This is a genomic window from Castellaniella sp., from assembly GCF_041675725.1.
Taxonomy (GTDB): Bacteria; Pseudomonadota; Gammaproteobacteria; order Burkholderiales; family Burkholderiaceae_B; genus Castellaniella.
The window spans coordinates 1-15976 of sequence record NZ_JBAYTI010000059.1 but is presented as its reverse complement, the minus strand read 5'-3'; the positions used below and the strand labels follow the sequence as shown (position 1 = coordinate 15976).

Annotated in this window: 17 protein-coding genes and 1 tRNA gene; 11 read left to right on the top strand and 7 right to left on the bottom strand. The window is 65.2% G+C overall.

Translation table 11 applies throughout. The annotated features are described in order from the left end of the window. From WCZ84_RS11255 to lysA, 3 genes are all read left to right on the top strand, one after another. Positions 1–2096, top strand: a 2096-nt coding sequence (locus WCZ84_RS11255) for a penicillin-binding protein 1A (RefSeq protein ID WP_372686368.1), incomplete at its 5' end; no start/stop codon positions are given. Positions 2097–2108: 12 nt separating this feature from the next. Further along, positions 2109–2378, top strand: a complete 270-nt coding sequence (locus WCZ84_RS11250) for a lipoprotein (RefSeq protein ID WP_372686367.1) — start codon at positions 2109–2111, stop codon at positions 2376–2378. A gap of 10 nt (positions 2379–2388) precedes the next feature. Continuing rightward, on the top strand, positions 2389–3687 hold the full coding sequence (gene lysA / locus WCZ84_RS11245; RefSeq protein WP_372686366.1) for a diaminopimelate decarboxylase: 1299 nt from the start codon (positions 2389–2391) through the stop codon (positions 3685–3687). A gap of 52 nt (positions 3688–3739) precedes the next feature. On the opposite strand, the gene WCZ84_RS11240 is transcribed toward lysA, so the two are convergent. The 4 genes from WCZ84_RS11240 to WCZ84_RS11225 all read right to left on the bottom strand — a co-directional run bounded on the left by WCZ84_RS11240 (position 3740) and on the right by WCZ84_RS11225 (position 8175). Beyond that, positions 3740–3958 carry an antitoxin gene (locus WCZ84_RS11240; RefSeq protein WP_372686365.1) on the bottom strand — a complete coding sequence of 73 codons (219 nt, stop codon included), beginning with the start codon at positions 3956–3958 and terminating at the stop codon, positions 3740–3742. Positions 3959–3960: 2 nt separating this feature from the next. Beyond that, positions 3961–5322, bottom strand: a complete 1362-nt coding sequence (gene ccsB / locus WCZ84_RS11235) for a c-type cytochrome biogenesis protein CcsB (RefSeq protein ID WP_372686364.1) — start codon at positions 5320–5322, stop codon at positions 3961–3963. Beyond that, the gene (locus tag WCZ84_RS11230; protein WP_372686370.1) at positions 5312–7300 is read right to left on the bottom strand and encodes a cytochrome c biogenesis protein ResB; all 1989 of its coding nucleotides are present in this window, start codon (positions 7298–7300) and stop codon (positions 5312–5314) included. Before WCZ84_RS11230 ends, ccsB begins: the two co-directional genes overlap by 11 nt. A gap of 185 nt (positions 7301–7485) precedes the next feature. Next, the gene (locus tag WCZ84_RS11225) at positions 7486–8175 is read right to left on the bottom strand and encodes a cytochrome c (protein WP_372686363.1); all 690 of its coding nucleotides are present in this window, start codon (positions 8173–8175) and stop codon (positions 7486–7488) included. Positions 8176–8251: 76 nt separating this feature from the next. On the opposite strand from WCZ84_RS11225, the gene yihA reads away from it, so the two are divergent. Both yihA and hemB read left to right on the top strand, forming a co-directional pair. Continuing rightward, positions 8252–8872, top strand: coding sequence for a ribosome biogenesis GTP-binding protein YihA/YsxC (gene yihA / locus WCZ84_RS11220; RefSeq protein WP_372686362.1), 621 nt, complete (start codon positions 8252–8254; stop codon positions 8870–8872). 43 nt (positions 8873–8915) lie between these two features. After that, positions 8916–9929, top strand: a complete 1014-nt coding sequence (gene hemB, locus WCZ84_RS11215) for a porphobilinogen synthase (protein WP_372686361.1) — start codon at positions 8916–8918, stop codon at positions 9927–9929. A 25-nt stretch (positions 9930–9954) separates the two neighbouring features. Here the strand turns inward: hemB and WCZ84_RS11210 are convergent, their stop codons facing one another. After that, positions 9955–10731, bottom strand: coding sequence for a Nif3-like dinuclear metal center hexameric protein (locus WCZ84_RS11210; protein WP_372686360.1), 777 nt, complete (start codon positions 10729–10731; stop codon positions 9955–9957). Between the two features lie 72 nt (positions 10732–10803). Further along, on the bottom strand, positions 10804–11262 hold the full coding sequence (mscL, locus tag WCZ84_RS11205) for a large conductance mechanosensitive channel protein MscL (protein WP_372686359.1): 459 nt from the start codon (positions 11260–11262) through the stop codon (positions 10804–10806). Between the two features lie 146 nt (positions 11263–11408). Between mscL and petA the strand changes: the two genes are divergently transcribed. The 6 genes from petA to WCZ84_RS11175 all read left to right on the top strand — a co-directional run bounded on the left by petA (position 11409) and on the right by WCZ84_RS11175 (position 15626). Beyond that, the gene (gene petA / locus WCZ84_RS11200; RefSeq protein ID WP_372686358.1) at positions 11409–12053 is read left to right on the top strand and encodes a ubiquinol-cytochrome c reductase iron-sulfur subunit; all 645 of its coding nucleotides are present in this window, start codon (positions 11409–11411) and stop codon (positions 12051–12053) included. 44 nt (positions 12054–12097) lie between these two features. After that, entirely contained in the window at positions 12098–13483 is a 1386-nt protein-coding gene (locus WCZ84_RS11195) for a cytochrome bc complex cytochrome b subunit (protein ID WP_372686357.1), read from the top strand. A 28-nt stretch (positions 13484–13511) separates the two neighbouring features. Then, positions 13512–14360 carry a cytochrome c1 gene (locus WCZ84_RS11190; RefSeq protein WP_372686356.1) on the top strand — a complete coding sequence of 283 codons (849 nt, stop codon included), beginning with the start codon at positions 13512–13514 and terminating at the stop codon, positions 14358–14360. A 45-nt stretch (positions 14361–14405) separates the two neighbouring features. Further along, positions 14406–15014: a glutathione S-transferase N-terminal domain-containing protein gene (locus WCZ84_RS11185; protein ID WP_372686355.1), complete on the top strand. Its 609-nt coding sequence runs from the start codon at positions 14406–14408 to the stop codon at positions 15012–15014. Positions 15015–15022: 8 nt separating this feature from the next. Next, positions 15023–15457, top strand: coding sequence for a ClpXP protease specificity-enhancing factor (locus tag WCZ84_RS11180; protein WP_372686369.1), 435 nt, complete (start codon positions 15023–15025; stop codon positions 15455–15457). A 93-nt stretch (positions 15458–15550) separates the two neighbouring features. Continuing rightward, positions 15551–15626: transfer RNA gene (locus WCZ84_RS11175), tRNA-Thr, on the top strand. A 138-nt stretch (positions 15627–15764) separates the two neighbouring features. Here WCZ84_RS11175 and WCZ84_RS11170 read toward each other — a convergent pair. Continuing rightward, on the bottom strand, positions 15765–15976 hold a 212-nt coding region (locus WCZ84_RS11170; RefSeq protein ID WP_372686354.1), incomplete at its 5' end, for a hypothetical protein.

Here is a 15976-nt window from a genome sequence, read left to right as displayed (position 1 = left end):
CCAACACCATGCACATGTCCAAGACCCAGGGGGCCAGCACCATCACCATGCAGGTGGCGCGCAACTTCTACCTGTCGTCCGAAAAAACCTACACGCGCAAGTTTTACGAACTATTGCTCACGTTCAAGATCGAGGCCACGCTCACCAAGAACGAGATCCTCGACCTGTACATGAACCAGATCTTCCTGGGGCATCGGGCCTATGGCTTTGCCGCGGCCAGCCGCACGTATTTCGGCAAGCCGCTGGCCGAGATCACCGCGGCCGAGGCCGCGATGCTCGCCGGCATCCCCAAGGCGCCCTCGCGCTACAACCCGATCGCCAACTTCCAGCGCGCCAAGGCGCGCCAGATGTACGTGCTGGGCCGCATGCGCCAGCTGGGCTACCTGACCGAGGCCGAATACCGGCAAGCGGCCGAACAACCCATCGTCATCAAGTCGGCCGCCGGCACCCCAACCGGGCGCTACGCCGTGCACGCCGACTACCCGGCCGAGCTGGCCCGCCAGCTGCTCTACGGCGTCTACCAAGACGACATCTACTCGCGCGGCCTGAACGTCTACACCACCATCGACGCCAAGGACCAGGAAGCCGCCTACCAGGCGCTGCGCGCCGGCGTGCTCGACTACACCCGCCGGGCGCCCTATACCGGCCCCGAAGAAACCATCGCACTGCCGCCGGGCATCGAAAAAGATGCCGACGCCCTGAACGACCTGCTCGACGAAGCCCAAGAGCGCCACCCCGACAACGGCGGCCTGCTCACCGGCATCGTGCTCTCGGCCAGCCCGACCGAAGTGCGCGTGGCCCGCAGCGCCGACCAGATCATCACCATCAACGACAAGCAGGCGCTGCGCGTGGTGGCCCGTGGCCTGGTCCCCAACGCCAAGGACAACGTGCGCATCGAACGCGGGGCCATCGTCTACGTACACCAGCGCGGCGACACCTGGGAACTCATCAACAAGCCGGCCATCCAGGCCGCGCTGGTCGGCATCAGCGCCCAGGACGGCGCCATCCGCGCCATGGTGGGCGGCTTTCATTTCGACGAAGGCAAGTTCAACCGCGTCACACAGGCCTGGCGCCAGCCCGGGTCGGCGTTCAAGCCCTTCATCTATGCCGCGGCGCTCGAACGGGGGCTGACCCCGGCCACCCAGATCTCCGACGAGCCCTTCTCGCTGACGGCCGAACAGACCGGTTCCAAGCCCTGGAACCCAAAAAACTATGGGCGCTCCTACGAGCCCATGCTGACCATGCGCCAGGGGCTGTACAAGTCCAAGAACATGGTGTCGATCCGCATCATGCAGGCCGTGGGCCCGCAGTACGTGCAAGACTATGTCACGCGCTTCGGCTTCGACCGCGAACGCCAGCCCGCCGTGCTGCCGCTGGCCCTGGGCGCCGGCAGCGTCACCCCCCTGCAGCTGGCCGGGGGGTTTGCCGTGTTCGCCAATGGCGGCTACCGGGTGCCGCCCTACCTGATCGACACCGTCACCGACAGCGAAGGCAAGGTCATCATGCGGGCCCATCCCACCGTGGCCGGCGATGCGCTCGCCCGGGTGATCGATCCGCGCACCGCCTACGTCATGGCCGACATGCTGCGCGGGGTGGCCACTTCGGGCACGGGCGCGCGCGCGCGGCGCGAACTCCAGCGCGTCGACCTCGGCGGCAAGACCGGCACGACCAACGACTCGCAAGACGCCTGGTTCGCCGGCTTCACCCCAAAAGAGGTGGCCGTGGCCTGGATGGGGTTCGACCAGCCCCGCTCGATGGGCCAGGGCGAAACCGGGGGCGGCGCGGCACTGCCCATCTGGATCGACTACATGCGCGTCGCCCTGCAGGGCCAGCCGGAAATCCAGCCGGGCCCCCTGCCCAGCGGCCTGGCGCGCATCGACGGCGACTTCTATTTTTCCGAATACCCGCCCGGTATCGCCATCGCCCGGGTCGGCCTGCCCCAGCCGGGCGACACCTACCCATCGGCCAGCAGCCTGGACGGGCAGGAAATGGACGACATCAACCGGCTGCTCAACCAGCTGCAGGCCCAGGACCTGCCCAGCGACCAGACCCACTACGAAGCCGCCCAGCCCCAGCCGGTGCGGGTTCCCTTCTAAGGACGGTATCCCATGCCTGCACGCCCTGTTCCGCATTCCGCCCCGGCCGCCTCAGGTGGCCTGGCCCCCGAGCGCCCTGTTCCATCATCCGTCCGGCCCGCTGCGGCACCGCGCGGGCTGCGCGCGGCCGGCGGCCTGGCGCTGGCCAGCCTGCTGCTCGCCGGCTGCGGCATGAAGGGCCCGCTCTACCTGCCCGAACCGCCCCCGCCCGCCGACGAACAACTGGCGTTGCCCCCGGACGTCCCGCTGGGCAGCAACCCCACGCCACAAGCCCTGCCCTGAGCGCGCACCGATGCTGCCCAGCCAACCCTGGTTCGACCTGCGCGAGGGCGTGCTGCATGCCGAAGGCGTGCCGCTGCCCGAACTCGCCAGCCGTTACGGCACGCCCTTGTACGTCTATTCGCGCGCGGCCCTGCAGGCTGCCTGGCAAGGCTACGCCGACGCGCTGCACGGGCGCCGTGGCCTGATCTGCTACGGCGTCAAGGCCAACAGCAACCTCGCCATCCTGCACGAATTCCAGCGCCTGGGCGCAGGTTTCGACATCGTCTCGGGGGGCGAACTCGCGCGCGTGCTGGCCGCCGGCGCCCAGCCCGAGACCATCGTCTTTTCAGGCGTGGGCAAACAGGCCTGGGAGATCCGCGCGGCCCTGGACGCAGGCATCCTGTGCTTCAACGTCGAATCGGCCGGCGAGCTGGAATGCATCGCCCGGGTGGCGGCCGACTGCGGCCGCCAGGCGCCTATTTCATTGCGCGTGAACCCGGACGTCGATGCCCACACGCACCCCTATATTTCCACCGGCCTGAAAGACAACAAGTTCGGCGTACCCATCCAGGACGCCCGGGCCCTGTACCATCGGGCCCGCAGCCTGCCGGCCCTGCGCATCGTGGGGGTCGACTGCCACATCGGCTCGCAGATCACCACCACGGGCCCCTGGCTGGATGCCCTGGACAAGCTGCTGGGCCTCATCGAACAGCTCGCCGCCGATGGCATCGCCCTGCAACACCTGGATCTGGGCGGCGGCCTGGCCATCCGCTACACCGATGAAACCCCGCCGCATCCGGCCGAACTCCTGGATCCGGTCTTTGCCGCCCTGCACGCGCGCGGCCTGGGCCACCTGCAGGTCGTGCTCGAACCCGGCCGCTCACTGGTGGGCAATGCCGGCGTGCTGCTGACCGAAGTCCTCTACCTGAAGCGCGGCGAGACGCGCCAGTTTGCCATCGTCGATGCGGCCATGAACGATCTCATGCGCCCCGCGCTCTACGAAGCCTGGCACGGCGTGCGCCCGGTGCGTCCACGCGATGACGACACGCCAGAAACCTGGGATATCGTCGGCCCCATCTGCGAAAGCGGCGACTGGCTGGCCCGCGGGCGCCCCCTGGCCATCGCCCCGGGCGACTGGCTCGCGCTGGAGTCCGCCGGTGCTTATGCGTTTTCCATGGCCAGCCAGTACAACAGCCGCCCACGGGCGGCCGAGATCCTGGTGGACGGCGACCAGGCGTGGCTGGTGCGCCCGCGCGAAACCGTGCACGAACTGTACGCGCAAGAGCGCATCCCGGGCCAGCCGCCGCACCCCGAAGTCCGCGGGCCCTGAGCCAAGCGCTTCAGGGATGAATTTGAGTCGATATCGCGTACCTTCGTCGGGTTCAGATTTGCTCGATATCCACCTCGACGGCGGTGTCCTTCAGTGCCAGTCGCTGGCACACGATAGCCGCAAGATCCCGGTCTGCCAGTTCCTCGACCAGCGCTTCAAACAGCTTGGGCGTCACCCTGTGGAAAGCGGGCCGATTGTGATTGAGCACGGCCACCGGCTTTTCGCCCGCTGTGCGGAGCACCTGTGCCGGGTTCTTCTTGAACTTGGACATGACTAGAGCTCTCCGTACGAGTGCAGGCCCGACAGGAACATGTTGACCCCCAGGAAGGCGAAGCTGGTGACCAGCAGGCCCGTCAGGGCCCAATAGGCGGCCATCGCGCCGCGCAGGCCTTTCATGAGGCGCATGTGCAGCCAGGCCGCATAGTTGAGCCAGACGATGAGCGCCCAGGTTTCTTTAGGATCCCATTGCCAGTAGGTGCCCCAGGCATCGGCGGCCCACAGCGCCCCCAGGATGGTGGCCACGGTGAAGAACGCAAAGCCGATGGCGATGGCCCGGTACATGATGTCGTCCAGCACCTCGAGCGCGGGCAAGCGCTGTGCGATGGGCGCCCGAAACGCCAGAATGGTGCCCACGATCAGGGCCCCGGCACCGAAGAACAGCATCCAGGTGGCCGAGAGTTCGCGCGAGCCGAACATGAAAGGCTCGGCGCACAGGACCGCCCCCAGCAGAAAGAGCGGAATCAGCGGCTTGACGCCGCGTGTTTCACCGTGCGCCTTCACCAGATAGGCGAACCCCACCATGGCGGCCAGGCTGAAGGTACCGTAGCCGATGAAGTTGGCCGGCACGTGCAGCTTCATCCACCAGCTTTTGAGGGCCGGCACCAGCGGCTGGATCTGATAGGCCTCGCGCGTGAAGGAATACCACAGCAGGAACACCACCAGCGCGCTGATCACCAGCAGCACGAACCCACCCAGCGCGCGCGTGGCGTAGCGCCGCTCGTAATAGAGGTAGAAGAGCGCGGTGATGAGCGCCAGCAGCACGAAGACCTCGTAGAGATTGCTGACCGGCACGTGGCCGATGTCTGGCCCCAGCAAATGGCCCTCGCGCCAGCGCACCAGCAGGCCGGTGAGCCCGGCATAGACCGCACCCCAGGTGAGCACCGAGCCGACCCAGGAAAACGTGGGCACGGCGAAACCCGCCCAGTAACAGACCGTGGCCAGCACGAACAGCGCGCACATCCACAGCACGGCCGACTGCGACGAAATCAGGTACTTGAGCAGGAATACGCTCTCGACATGGGACAGATCGCCCTGCAGCAGGCTACCGGTGGGGCTGTACAGCCAGATGGCCAGCAGCGCCGTCAGGCCGCTGGCCAGCATCAGCGCGCGCAGCGGCCGCCACAGCCAGCCCATCCAGCTGAACAAGGCCACGCAACCCAGCAAAATAAGGGTCTCGTAGTAGTCCATGAAATGGCCGTAGACATCGATCGCGTAGCCTGCGCCAAGCGCCAGGAGCACGAAAAAGGCGATGTCGGACCAATCGGGGCGGCCGCGCCGGCCGCGCCGGTCGCCGCTGGCGTTCATGGGACCGGCCCACAGGCCGGCGGGTTGCCGGGCCATCGAATCAGACGTCATGTCGACCTCCTAGGGTGCGCAAAGCATCGCGCAAGCGCTCGAATTCGTGATTGAAATCCAGTGTACGACGTTGTGTGGTCATCGCGGCCAGCCACGCGCTGCCGGCGCCGCTGGGCCGCACCCACACCCACACCCGCCGCTCGCGGATGTAGAACATGGAGAACACCCCCAGAACCAGAAACAGGCAGCCCAGATAGACCGTGGTCTTGCCGGGGCTGCGCGCCACCTGGAAGACGCTGGCCTGGACGTGGTCGAACCCCGACAGTTGCAAGGCCACAGGTGCAGGATAATCCGGCAGCATCGCCAGCGCCAGCACCGCCAGGCCCAGCCACTGCTGTTCGCGCTGGGCGGTATCGGCCGGCAGCCCGCCGAGCGCCGGCAGCCCCTGCCGGGCACGCATCAGGTCTCGCAGTTCGGCCAGGCTGAGCTGGATCATGGGCACCGCGAAATTGAGGATCTTCTCGCGCTCGCCTTCGGGGGCGGCCGCGATGATGCCGTTGAAGCCCTCGCGCTCGAACGTGGTCAGCGCCCCGCGCGCGGCCTGAAACATCAGGTCGCGCTGTTCGCCTGCGGGTGCATTGCGTTCGGCAAAAGCCCGTGCAGCCTGTTCGCGCAGGGCCGGGTCGGCCAGCGCGGCGCGCAGGTGCATGAATTCGTCCATCTGGCCCTGGGCATCGGCCGGGATGCGCAGATAGCGCCAGGGCTGCGCCGGGGTGTCGCGCACCCCCAGCAAGAACAGCGGAAAGCCGTCCAGGGCCACCGGCAGCATGTACTGGCTGAATTCGTGTGCCTGGCCATCGGCGCCGATCAGGCGGTATTGGACGCTGGGCCCCACGTTGCGCAGATCTTTGTTGCGCGGGCGCGCCGCACTGCCCGTGACGGCGGCCACGTGCTCGATCACGTTGGCCGGTTGCGGCCCTTCGCCATCACCCAGATTCTCGACATTGATGAGGCGCAGATCCGTGTAGTCGACCGTCTCGCCGCCCAGGCCCTGGGGCAGCTGTGATTCGGTGCCCACCGTGCCCGTCACGGCCACCGGCTCGGCGCCCTGCCCCTTGAGCGGCCAGGCGCGCAGCTGCAGGGCGCTGCCGCCGTCATCGAAACTGGACTGGTACACCGTGAGCCCGCGATAGTGCAGCGGCTCGTTGACCTGGATGGTGCGATCGAAGGATTCACCCGTGGCCCGGTCAGTGACGGTCACGTCGCTGCGGAAATCGCTGGGCTGGCCGTTTTCGTAGTAGTCGATATGGAATTTGTTGAGCCGCAGGCTGAAAGGCAGGGGCTGCAGCAGCACCCCTGGGCCCGAGGGGATGATGCCCACGCTGCTCTGCTTGCCATCCGGGATCAGCATGTTCGCACGGAAGCTGGGGTTGTAGGCCGACAGCCGGCCGGACTCGGGGACTTCGGAGATCAGCATGTTGCCCACGACGGGCTGCTTGTCGAACAGCCAGGTCTGCACGCGCACGGGCAGTTCGCTGTCGAGCAGCCCGCCCACGCAGATCACCACGATCGCCACGTGCGCAAAAATGTAGCCCAGGCGATTGGCCGCGCCCTTCTTGGCCGCCACCATGCGGCTGTCGCCATCGACCCGCACCCGGTAGCGGAAACCCTGGCTGCGTAACAAAGTGCCCACCGCCTCGACCGCCGCATCGGGCGCCAGCGCGCTGTGCACCTCGACCTTGTGGTGAAATGCCTTCAGGCTGCTGCCGCGCACGTATTCGCGAAACGAGCGCATGTCGCGGATCATCTTGGGCGCATTGCGCAGCACGCACAATGACGTGGACACCACCAGAAACGCCATGATGACCAGGAACCACGGGCTGTTGTAAATGTGCCAGATCGAGAACTGGTCGAAGAGCGTATACCAGAAGGGCCCAAACTGGTCGATGTACGCGTTGGGCGCCTGGTTCTGCGGCAACACCGTGCCGATCAGGCTGGCCACGCAGATGAAGACCAGCAGGCTGATGGCAAAGCGCATCGAACCGAGGAGTTCGATGATGTCCGCGCCACGCGCGCGCCAGGACGAAGAGGCAGCCACTGCGGTGAAATCCGTAAAAAAAGGGCTCTGTATGACCAGAACCCCCCTATATTATTGAACCTTGAACCTTACACCCAAAGCCCCGCCGATGGCAGGATAACCCTGCCCGAAACCCGGGAAACGCATCAGGGCCTGAGGCCGGCGGCGTAATCGGCCACGGCGGCCAGGTCGGACTGGTTCATGCGGTCGGCGATGTCGTGCATGATGTCGTTCTTGCGATCACCCGTCTGGAACAATTTGAGCTGATCGAGAATGTAGTCTGGGTACTGGCCCGCCAGACGTGGGAATTCGGCCGGGATACCGGTGCCGGCCGCGCCATGGCAGGCGGCGCAGGCGGGCACGTGGCGATCGGCGATGCCGGCCCGCCAGATGGTCTGCCCGCGTTCAGCCGTGTCTTCGCTAGTGGCCGTGGGCGCGGTGTCCCAGTCGAGCGGCTGGTTGGTGAGATACAGCGCCACGTTGCGGATGTCTTCGGCCGACAGCGCCGGTGCGATGGTGGACATGACCGAGGGCGCGCCATCGGGCCCGGTGCGCGCAGCCGGCTTGTCGCCCTGGGGGGTGAAGTCGTGCAGCTGCTTGGCCAGGTATTCGTGGGGCTGGGCCGAGAGATTGGGATTCATGGGGATCGTGCTGTTGCCGCCTTCACCGTGACAGGTGATGCAGGCCAGCACCCCGCGCGACATGTCGCCGTTGAGATACAGCTGTTCGCCAGCTGCGGCATCGGGTTTTTGATCCTGGGCGTGAGCCAGACCGGGCAGGACACCGGCCAAGACCAGGCTGCCGGCCATGAACATACTGTAGAGCGCACGCTTCATGAGATCCTCGGTGGTGATTCGTTCAGCACGAAATTATACAATAGGCAAAAATCCATTCATTCGGGGCTTATACCGCGTGTCCTTGCTTCATCGTGCCCGCTTCGTGGCCTCGGCGGCCCGGCTCGACCAGTTGCCGCCACCAACCACGGCCGAAATCTGTTTCGTCGGGCGCTCCAACGCCGGCAAGTCATCGGCCATCAACGCCCTGTGCAACCAGAAACGCCTGGCCTTTTCCAGCAAGACCCCGGGGCGTACCCGGCTGATCAACCTGTTCGGCCTGCCCGACCCGCTGCAGCCCGGCGCCTGGCTGGGTTTTCTGGTCGACCTGCCCGGCTACGGCTACGCCGCGGTGGATCACGCTGCGCGCGATGCCTGGGCCGACGTCCTGGGCCGCTACCTGCACGAACGCCCCAGCCTGGCCGCCGTGGTGCTCATCCTGGACATCCGGCGCGGCGTCACCGAACTGGACCGCCGCCTGGCCCACTGGATCGCACTGCGCGGGCTGCCCACCCTGGCCCTGCTCACCAAGGCCGACAAACTCCCCCACGGCCAGCGCCTGCGCGCCGTGGCCCAAGCGCGCCGCGACCTGGCCGAGATCGGCACCCTCACGGCCGTGCCTTTTTCCGCCACCCAGCGCCTGGGCCTCGAAGAAGCCACCGCCTGCATCCTGCACTGGATCGCACCGCCCTCAGCCTGAACCCGTCGCGGCATCCGCATGCCGCAGCTTTCCGGAGCCTCTCATGACCCGTTTCCTGCCCCAAGCCGATTTTCCCGCCCTGCGCCTGCGCCGCAACCGGCGCGACGCCTTCTCGCGCCGCCTGGTGCGCGAGAACCACCTGAGCACCGACCATCTCATCTACCCGGTGTTCGTGCGCGAAGGCAGCGGCGTGCGCGAGCCCGTGGCCTCGATGCCGGACGTCCTGCGCCACTCGCCCGACACTCTGCTGGCCGTGGCCGAGCACAGCCTGAAGCTGGGCATCCCCGTGATCGCGCTGTTTCCGCAGATGGACCCGGCCACGAAGACCCCCGATGGCATCGAGGCCACCCGCCCCGATGGCCTCATCCCGCGCACCGTGCGCCTGCTCAAGCAGCACTTCCCCGAACTGGGCGTGCTCACCGACGTGGCGCTGGACCCCTACACCAGCCACGGCCAGGACGGCCTGGTCGATGCCCAGGGCCAACTGCAGAACGACGCCACAGTGGCCCTGCTCGTGCGCCAGGCCCTGGCGCACGCCGAGGCCGGGGTGGATTTCATCGCCCCCAGCGACATGATGGATGGCCGCGTCGGCGCCATCCGCAGCGCGCTGGACAGCAACGGCCACATCCACGCCCGCATCATGGCCTATTCGGCCAAGTACGCCAGCGCCTTCTACGGGCCGTTTCGCGATGCCGTGGGTTCGGCCGCCAACCTGGGCCAGTCCAACAAGTCGACCTACCAAATGGATCCGGCCAACCGGCTCGAAGCCCTGCGCGAAGTCGCCGCCGACCTGCGCGAAGGCGCGGACATGGTGATGGTCAAGCCCGGCATGCCCTACCTGGACATCGTGCGCGAAGTCAAAGACGCCTTCGGCGTGCCCACGTACGCCTACCAGGTCAGCGGCGAATACGCGATGCTGAAGGCGGCGGCCGCCAACGGCTGGCTGGACCACGACAAGGTGATGATGGAATCGCTCATGGCTTTCCGACGCGCCGGGGCGGATGGGATCCTGACCTATTTCGCACCCGCGGCAGCCGAGATCCTGAACAGGCAGTAGGCCCGCACCGATGGGCTGAACACGTTCAAACCGGGTTGTCTATGTCGATGAAGGTGCACTGCACGCCCAGTTGGGTCTGGATGGCCGCCCCCAGTGCCTGTACCCCATAGCGTTCGGTGGCATGGTGGCCGGCCGCCAGATAGGCGCAACCGGTTTCGCGCGCCCAGTGCACCGTGGGTTCGGAGATCTCGCCGCTCAGGTAGCAATCCGCCCCGGCCGCCACCGCGTGTTCGATCATGCCTTGCGCGGCACCCGTGCACCACGCCAGCCGGCGCACCGGCCGGGCCGGGTCGCCCACCAGCAGGGGTTCGCGCCCCAGGCGCGCAGCCACGTGCGTGGCGAGTTCGCCTGCCGTGCAGGGCTGCGCGGGCCGGCCCAGCCAGACCAGGCCCTCGGGGCCGCAGCACAGCGGCTGGCCTTCCGGGCCAAGATCGGCCTGCCAACCCAGCACCCGCGCCAGCTGCGCGTTGTTGCCCCATTTGGGGTGGGCATCCAACGGCAGATGGTAGGCGAACAGATTGAGCCCGGCCGCCAGCACCGCCGAAAGGCGCCGGTGCTTGGGCCCGCGGATGGTGGGGTCTTCGTTTTTCCAGAACCAGCCATGATGCACCAGCAGGGCATCGGCCTGCCGGGCAATGGCGGCGTCGATCAGGGCCTGCGAGGCCGTGACGCCGGTGACGATGTGGCCGATGGTGTCGCGCCCCTGCACCTGCAGCCCATTGGGGCAGTAGTCGCGAAAGCGTTCGGGCTGCAGCCGGGCCGCCAGCCAGGCTTCGAGCGCGTCGCGGCTGATTTCAGCCATGCCGCAGCCCCTTGGGCTGGCCGCCCAAAAGGGCCGCACCCGCCGCACCCATGACGGCCGTCATTTTGGCCGTCACTTCTTGAGCGCGTCGCGGATTTCGCGCAGCAGCAGCACGTCTTCGGGGGTGGCGGGCGGCGCCGGCGGCGGGGCCTGGTTTTCGGCCTCGAAGCGGCGACGCGCGGTGTTGACCATCTTCACCATGATGAAGACCACCAGCGCCAGCAGCAGGAAATTGACGAACACGGTGAGAAAATGCCCCCAGGCGAACACCACCGCCCCGGCCTTGGAGAGTTCATCGTACGTTTGTGCGCCGACGTAGTCTTGTGGCGCGCGCAATACCCAGTAGAGGTTGTCGAAATTGACGTCGCCCCCCAGAATGAAATTGATGATGGGCATGAAGAGGTCGTTGACGACGGAATCGATGATCGTGCCAAAAGCGCCACCGATGATGACGCCAATGGCCAGATCCATCATGTTGCCCTTGATCGCAAATTCGCGAAACTCGCTGATGAAACTGCGTCCCATGCTCATTGATCTGGTTTCCTTGTCTGTACCCACGCGGGCGTAACGCTATAATACGCGGTTGTAAGCCCTGATGGGCAAGCTGCGAACACACAGCGCGCAACCAAGATACCTAGACACGTTCCGCCCCCGTGGCGACCAACCGGGATAACCACATGAGCCAGCAACCGACACAGCCTGATAATCAGGGCGCAGTCGATCCCACCCTGCCACCCGACCCTAAGCGCCGCTTCTGGGTCGCCACGGCCTGCACCCTGGGCGGGGCCGTGGGGGTGGGCACTGCCGTGCCGTTCGTCGCATCCTTTGCCCCGTCCGACAAGGCCCGCGCCGCGGGCGCGCCGGTCACGGCCGACATCTCCGACCTGGCCATGGGCCAGATGAAGGTGGTCGAATGGCGCGGCAAGCCCGTCTGGATCGTACGGCGCAGCAAGGTCACCCTCGAAGACCTGCCCAAGCACGACGCCGAACTGGCCGACCCGGATTCAGACCGCCCGGGCTTCACGCCGCCGTGGGCCAAGAACGAATGGCGCTCGCGCGATCCCGAATACTTCATCTGCATCGGCATCTGCACGCACCTGGGCTGCTCGCCCACCGCCTACTTCCAGACCGGCGCCCAGCCCGGGTTGCCCACGGGCTGGCCCGGCGGCTGGCTGTGCGCCTGCCATGGCTCCACGTTCGACCTGGCCGGGCGCGTGTTCGCCAACAAGCCCGCGCCCGACAACCTCGAAATCCCGCCCTACGTCTTCTCCGCCGACGGCACCAAGGTCACCATCGGCGTCGAAGAAGACAACAAGGCCTGATGGGCCCTGCGCCCATCGTTTCAAGAAATCAACAGGAGCCTTTCATGGCTGAACAAAACGTCGAGACAAGCGGCTTGCTGGGCTGGGTAGACCGCCGTTTCCCCCTGACCAAGCTCTTCAAAGAGCACATGTCCGAATACTATGCCCCGAAGAACTTCAACTTCTGGTATTTCTTCGGCTCGCTGGCCCTGCTGGTGCTGGTCATCCAGGTGGTCAGCGGCATCTTCCTGGTCATGAACTACAAGCCCGACGCCAACCTGGCCTTCAGCTCGGTCGAGTTCATCATGCGCGAAGTCCCGGGCGGCTGGTTCATCCGCTACATGCACTCCACCGGCGCGTCCATGTTCTTCGTGGTGGTCTACCTGCACATGCTGCGCGGCCTGTTCTATGGCTCGTACCGCAAGCCGCGCGAACTGGTCTGGATCTTCGGCGTGGCCATCTTCCTGTGCCTCATGGCCGAAGCCTTCTTCGGCTACCTGCTGCCCTGGGGCCAGATGTCCTACTGGGGCGCGCAGGTCATCGTCAACCTGTTCTCGGCCATCCCGTTCATCGGCCCGGATCTCGCGATCTTCATCCGCGGCGACTACGTCGTATCCGACGCCACCCTGAACCGCTTCTTTGCGTTCCACGTCATCGCCATCCCGCTGGTGCTCATCGGGCTGGTGGTGGCCCACATCATCGCGCTGCATGAAGTCGGCTCGAACAACCCCGACGGCGTCGAAATCAAGCAAGGCCCCAAAGACCAATACGGCCGCCCACTCGACGGCATTCCCTTCCATCCGTACTATTCGGTGCACGACATCGTCGGCGTGGCGGGCTTCCTCATCGTCTTTGCGGCCATCCTGTTCTTCGGCCCCGAAATGGGCGGCTACTTCCTCGAATACAACAACTTCATCCCGGCCGATCCGCTCAAGACCCCGCCGCACATCGCCCCAGTCTGGTATTTCACGCCCTTCTACACCATGCTGCGCGCCACCACCAGCGACTTCACCTGGATCCTGGCCGCCGGCGCCGTCATCGCCGCCTTGTGGATCTTCATCAAGGCGCGCGGCTGCGGCCTGTGCCGCTATATCGCACCGCTGGTTCTGCTGGGGGTCGCCGTGCTGCTGAAGGTCATCGACGCCAAGTTCTGGGGCGTGGTCTCCATGGGCGGCGCCGTGGTGCTGCTGTTCTTCCTGCCCTGGCTCGACCGCTCGCCGGTCAAGTCCATCCGCTACCGGCCCACCTGGCACAAGTGGCTGTATGCCATCTTCATCATCGACTTCCTGGCGCTCGGCGTGCTGGGCACCCTGCCCGTCACGCCCGAATACACCATTGCCGGGCAGATCTGCACGGTCATTTATCTGGCGTTCTTCTTCCTGATGCCGGTCTGGTCACCCCTGGGAACCTTCAAGAAGGTCCCAAGCCGGGTCACCTTCCACGCTCACTGAAACCGCCCCTGACTGCTACGGAAACATCATGATCAAAAAACTGCTCGGTGTCCTGGCCCTGTCGCTGACCTGCACCTTCGCCTACGCGGCCGATGGGGGCGCCCAGATCCAGAAGGCCCCAGACCGCATCAGCGACCTCGCCGCCCTGCAAAACGGCGCCAAAATGTTCGTCAACTACTGCCTGAACTGCCACAGCGCCAGCGCCATGCGCTACAACAAGCTCATGGACCTCGGCCTCACCGAAGAAGACATCAAAAAGAACCTGCTCTTCACGCGCGAACGGGTGGGCGACCTGATGACCATCTCCATGACGCCCGAAGACGCCAAACGCTGGTTCGGCACCATACCGCCCGACCTTTCCGTCATCGCGCGCGCCAAGAGCACCAGCTTCGGGCCTTCGGGGGTCGATTACATCTACACCTACCTCAGCACCTTCTTTCGCGACGCCGAGCGCAACACAGGCTGGAACAACGTGATCTTCCCCAACGTCGGCATGCCCAACGTGCTCTGGGAACTCGAAGGCCCGCGCACGCTCACCGACGTGCAGGTGCACCAGGTACCCAATGAATCCGGCAACATGCACTGGGTCAAGACCACGTCGGTATTCGACCACAACGGCTACGCCGAGATCACCAACGAGACTCTCGCCAACTACCAAGGCGACGTCACGCGCACCACCACGTTCGACTCCAAAGACGCAAAAGCCTTTGCCCAGTTCCAGAACGACGTGGCCGACCTCAGTAATTTCCTCGGCTGGATGGCCGAACCCGTGCAGCTCGAGCGGCGCGAAATCGGGGTCATCGTGATGATCTTCCTGGTCCTGTTCCTGCTGATCGCCATCCGCATGAACAACACCTACTGGAAGCACGTGCGCTAAACCCCGGGTGCCTCCGGGCACCCTTTTTTGGATGGATACCCACATATGATGGTGCTTTATTCCGGCACGACCTGCCCGTTTTCGCAACGCTGCCGCTTCGTGCTGTTCGAAAAGGGCATGGACTTCGAAATCCGCGATATCGACCTCTACAACAAGCCCGAAGACATCGCCTTAATGAACCCCTACGATCAGGTGCCCATCCTGGTCGAACGCGACCTCATCCTGTACGAATCAAACATCATCAACGAGTACATCGACGAGCGCTTCCCGCATCCGCAGCTGATGCCGGCCGACCCGATCATGCGCGCCCGCACGCGGCTGTTCCTGCACAATTTCGAAAAAGAAATCTTCGTGCACGTGTGCACCCTCGAGAGCCGCAGCATCACCGACGAAAAAGTGCTCGATGCCGCGCGCAGCGCCATCCGCGAACGCCTCACACAACTGGCGCCGCTGCTGGTCAAGAACAAGTACATGCTGGGCGATGACTTCTCTATGCTGGACGTGGCCATCGCGCCCCTGCTGTGGCGCCTCGAGCACTACGGCATCGATCTGCCCAAAAGTGCAGCGCCGCTGCAAAAATACGCCGAGCGGCTGTTCTCGCGCCCGGCCTACATCGAGGCCCTGACCCCGTCTGAAAAAGTCATGCGCCGCTGATCCCGATGATGCAAGAAACCAGTACCAAGCCCTATCTGATCCGCGCCCTGCACGAATGGTGTACCGACAACGGCTACACCCCGTACCTGGTGGTCACGGTCGACGAAAACACCGTCGTGCCGCCCGCCCACGTGCGCGACGGGCAGATCACCCTGAACATCAGCCATCTGGCCACCCACCAGCTCACCATGGGCAACGAATACATCGAATTCGCCTCGCGCTTCAATGGCCAGGTCGAGCAGCTGTTCATCCCCGTGGCCGCCGTATCGGCCCTGTACGCGCGCGAAACCGGCGTGGGTATGGGTTTCGAGGTCTCTCCGTCGCACGCCTATCCCGGCGGTGACGACACCGCCGAATCCCCGGCCAGCCCGGTATCCGCAGCAGGGGCCGCAACCACCGGGGCGGATGCACCCAGGTCGTCACACCTGAAAGTGGTCAAGTAAGCGGCGGCCCGCAGCCCGGCCACATGCCCGGGCAGGCCCGCCACCGTGCACACTTCAAGTCATCGCCGCAGTTCCTGTAGAATAGCGGCCCAGGCCGGCTTAGCTCAGTTGGTAGAGCAGCTCACTTGTAATGAGAAGGTCGGGGGTTCGACTCCTCTAGCCGGCACCAATAAAATCAAATATTTACGCCACCATTGACCCGGCGGCATTTTGCTTTCTGAATTTCTGTAAGCGATCTGTAAGCACTTTTGAAAAATTGACATGAAAAACCCGCCACGCGGGCGGGTCGGTGATACGCCAGACTGGGTTACAGGGTCACCCTTCTGTGGTAACGTCCGTGCGACTCGAAATATTCGCGATGCTTGGTCAGTTCGCGCGCCAGTAGATCGGAGTTGATGTCGCGCCCGATGAATGCTGCCCTCTTCTTGGTGGCCAGCATGGTGACAGGCACACTGTAGTAGCGTCCCGCAGGCAGTGGCTTTACCTTGTGCCTCCCCCGTTCAAGATACCTTTCAGCTT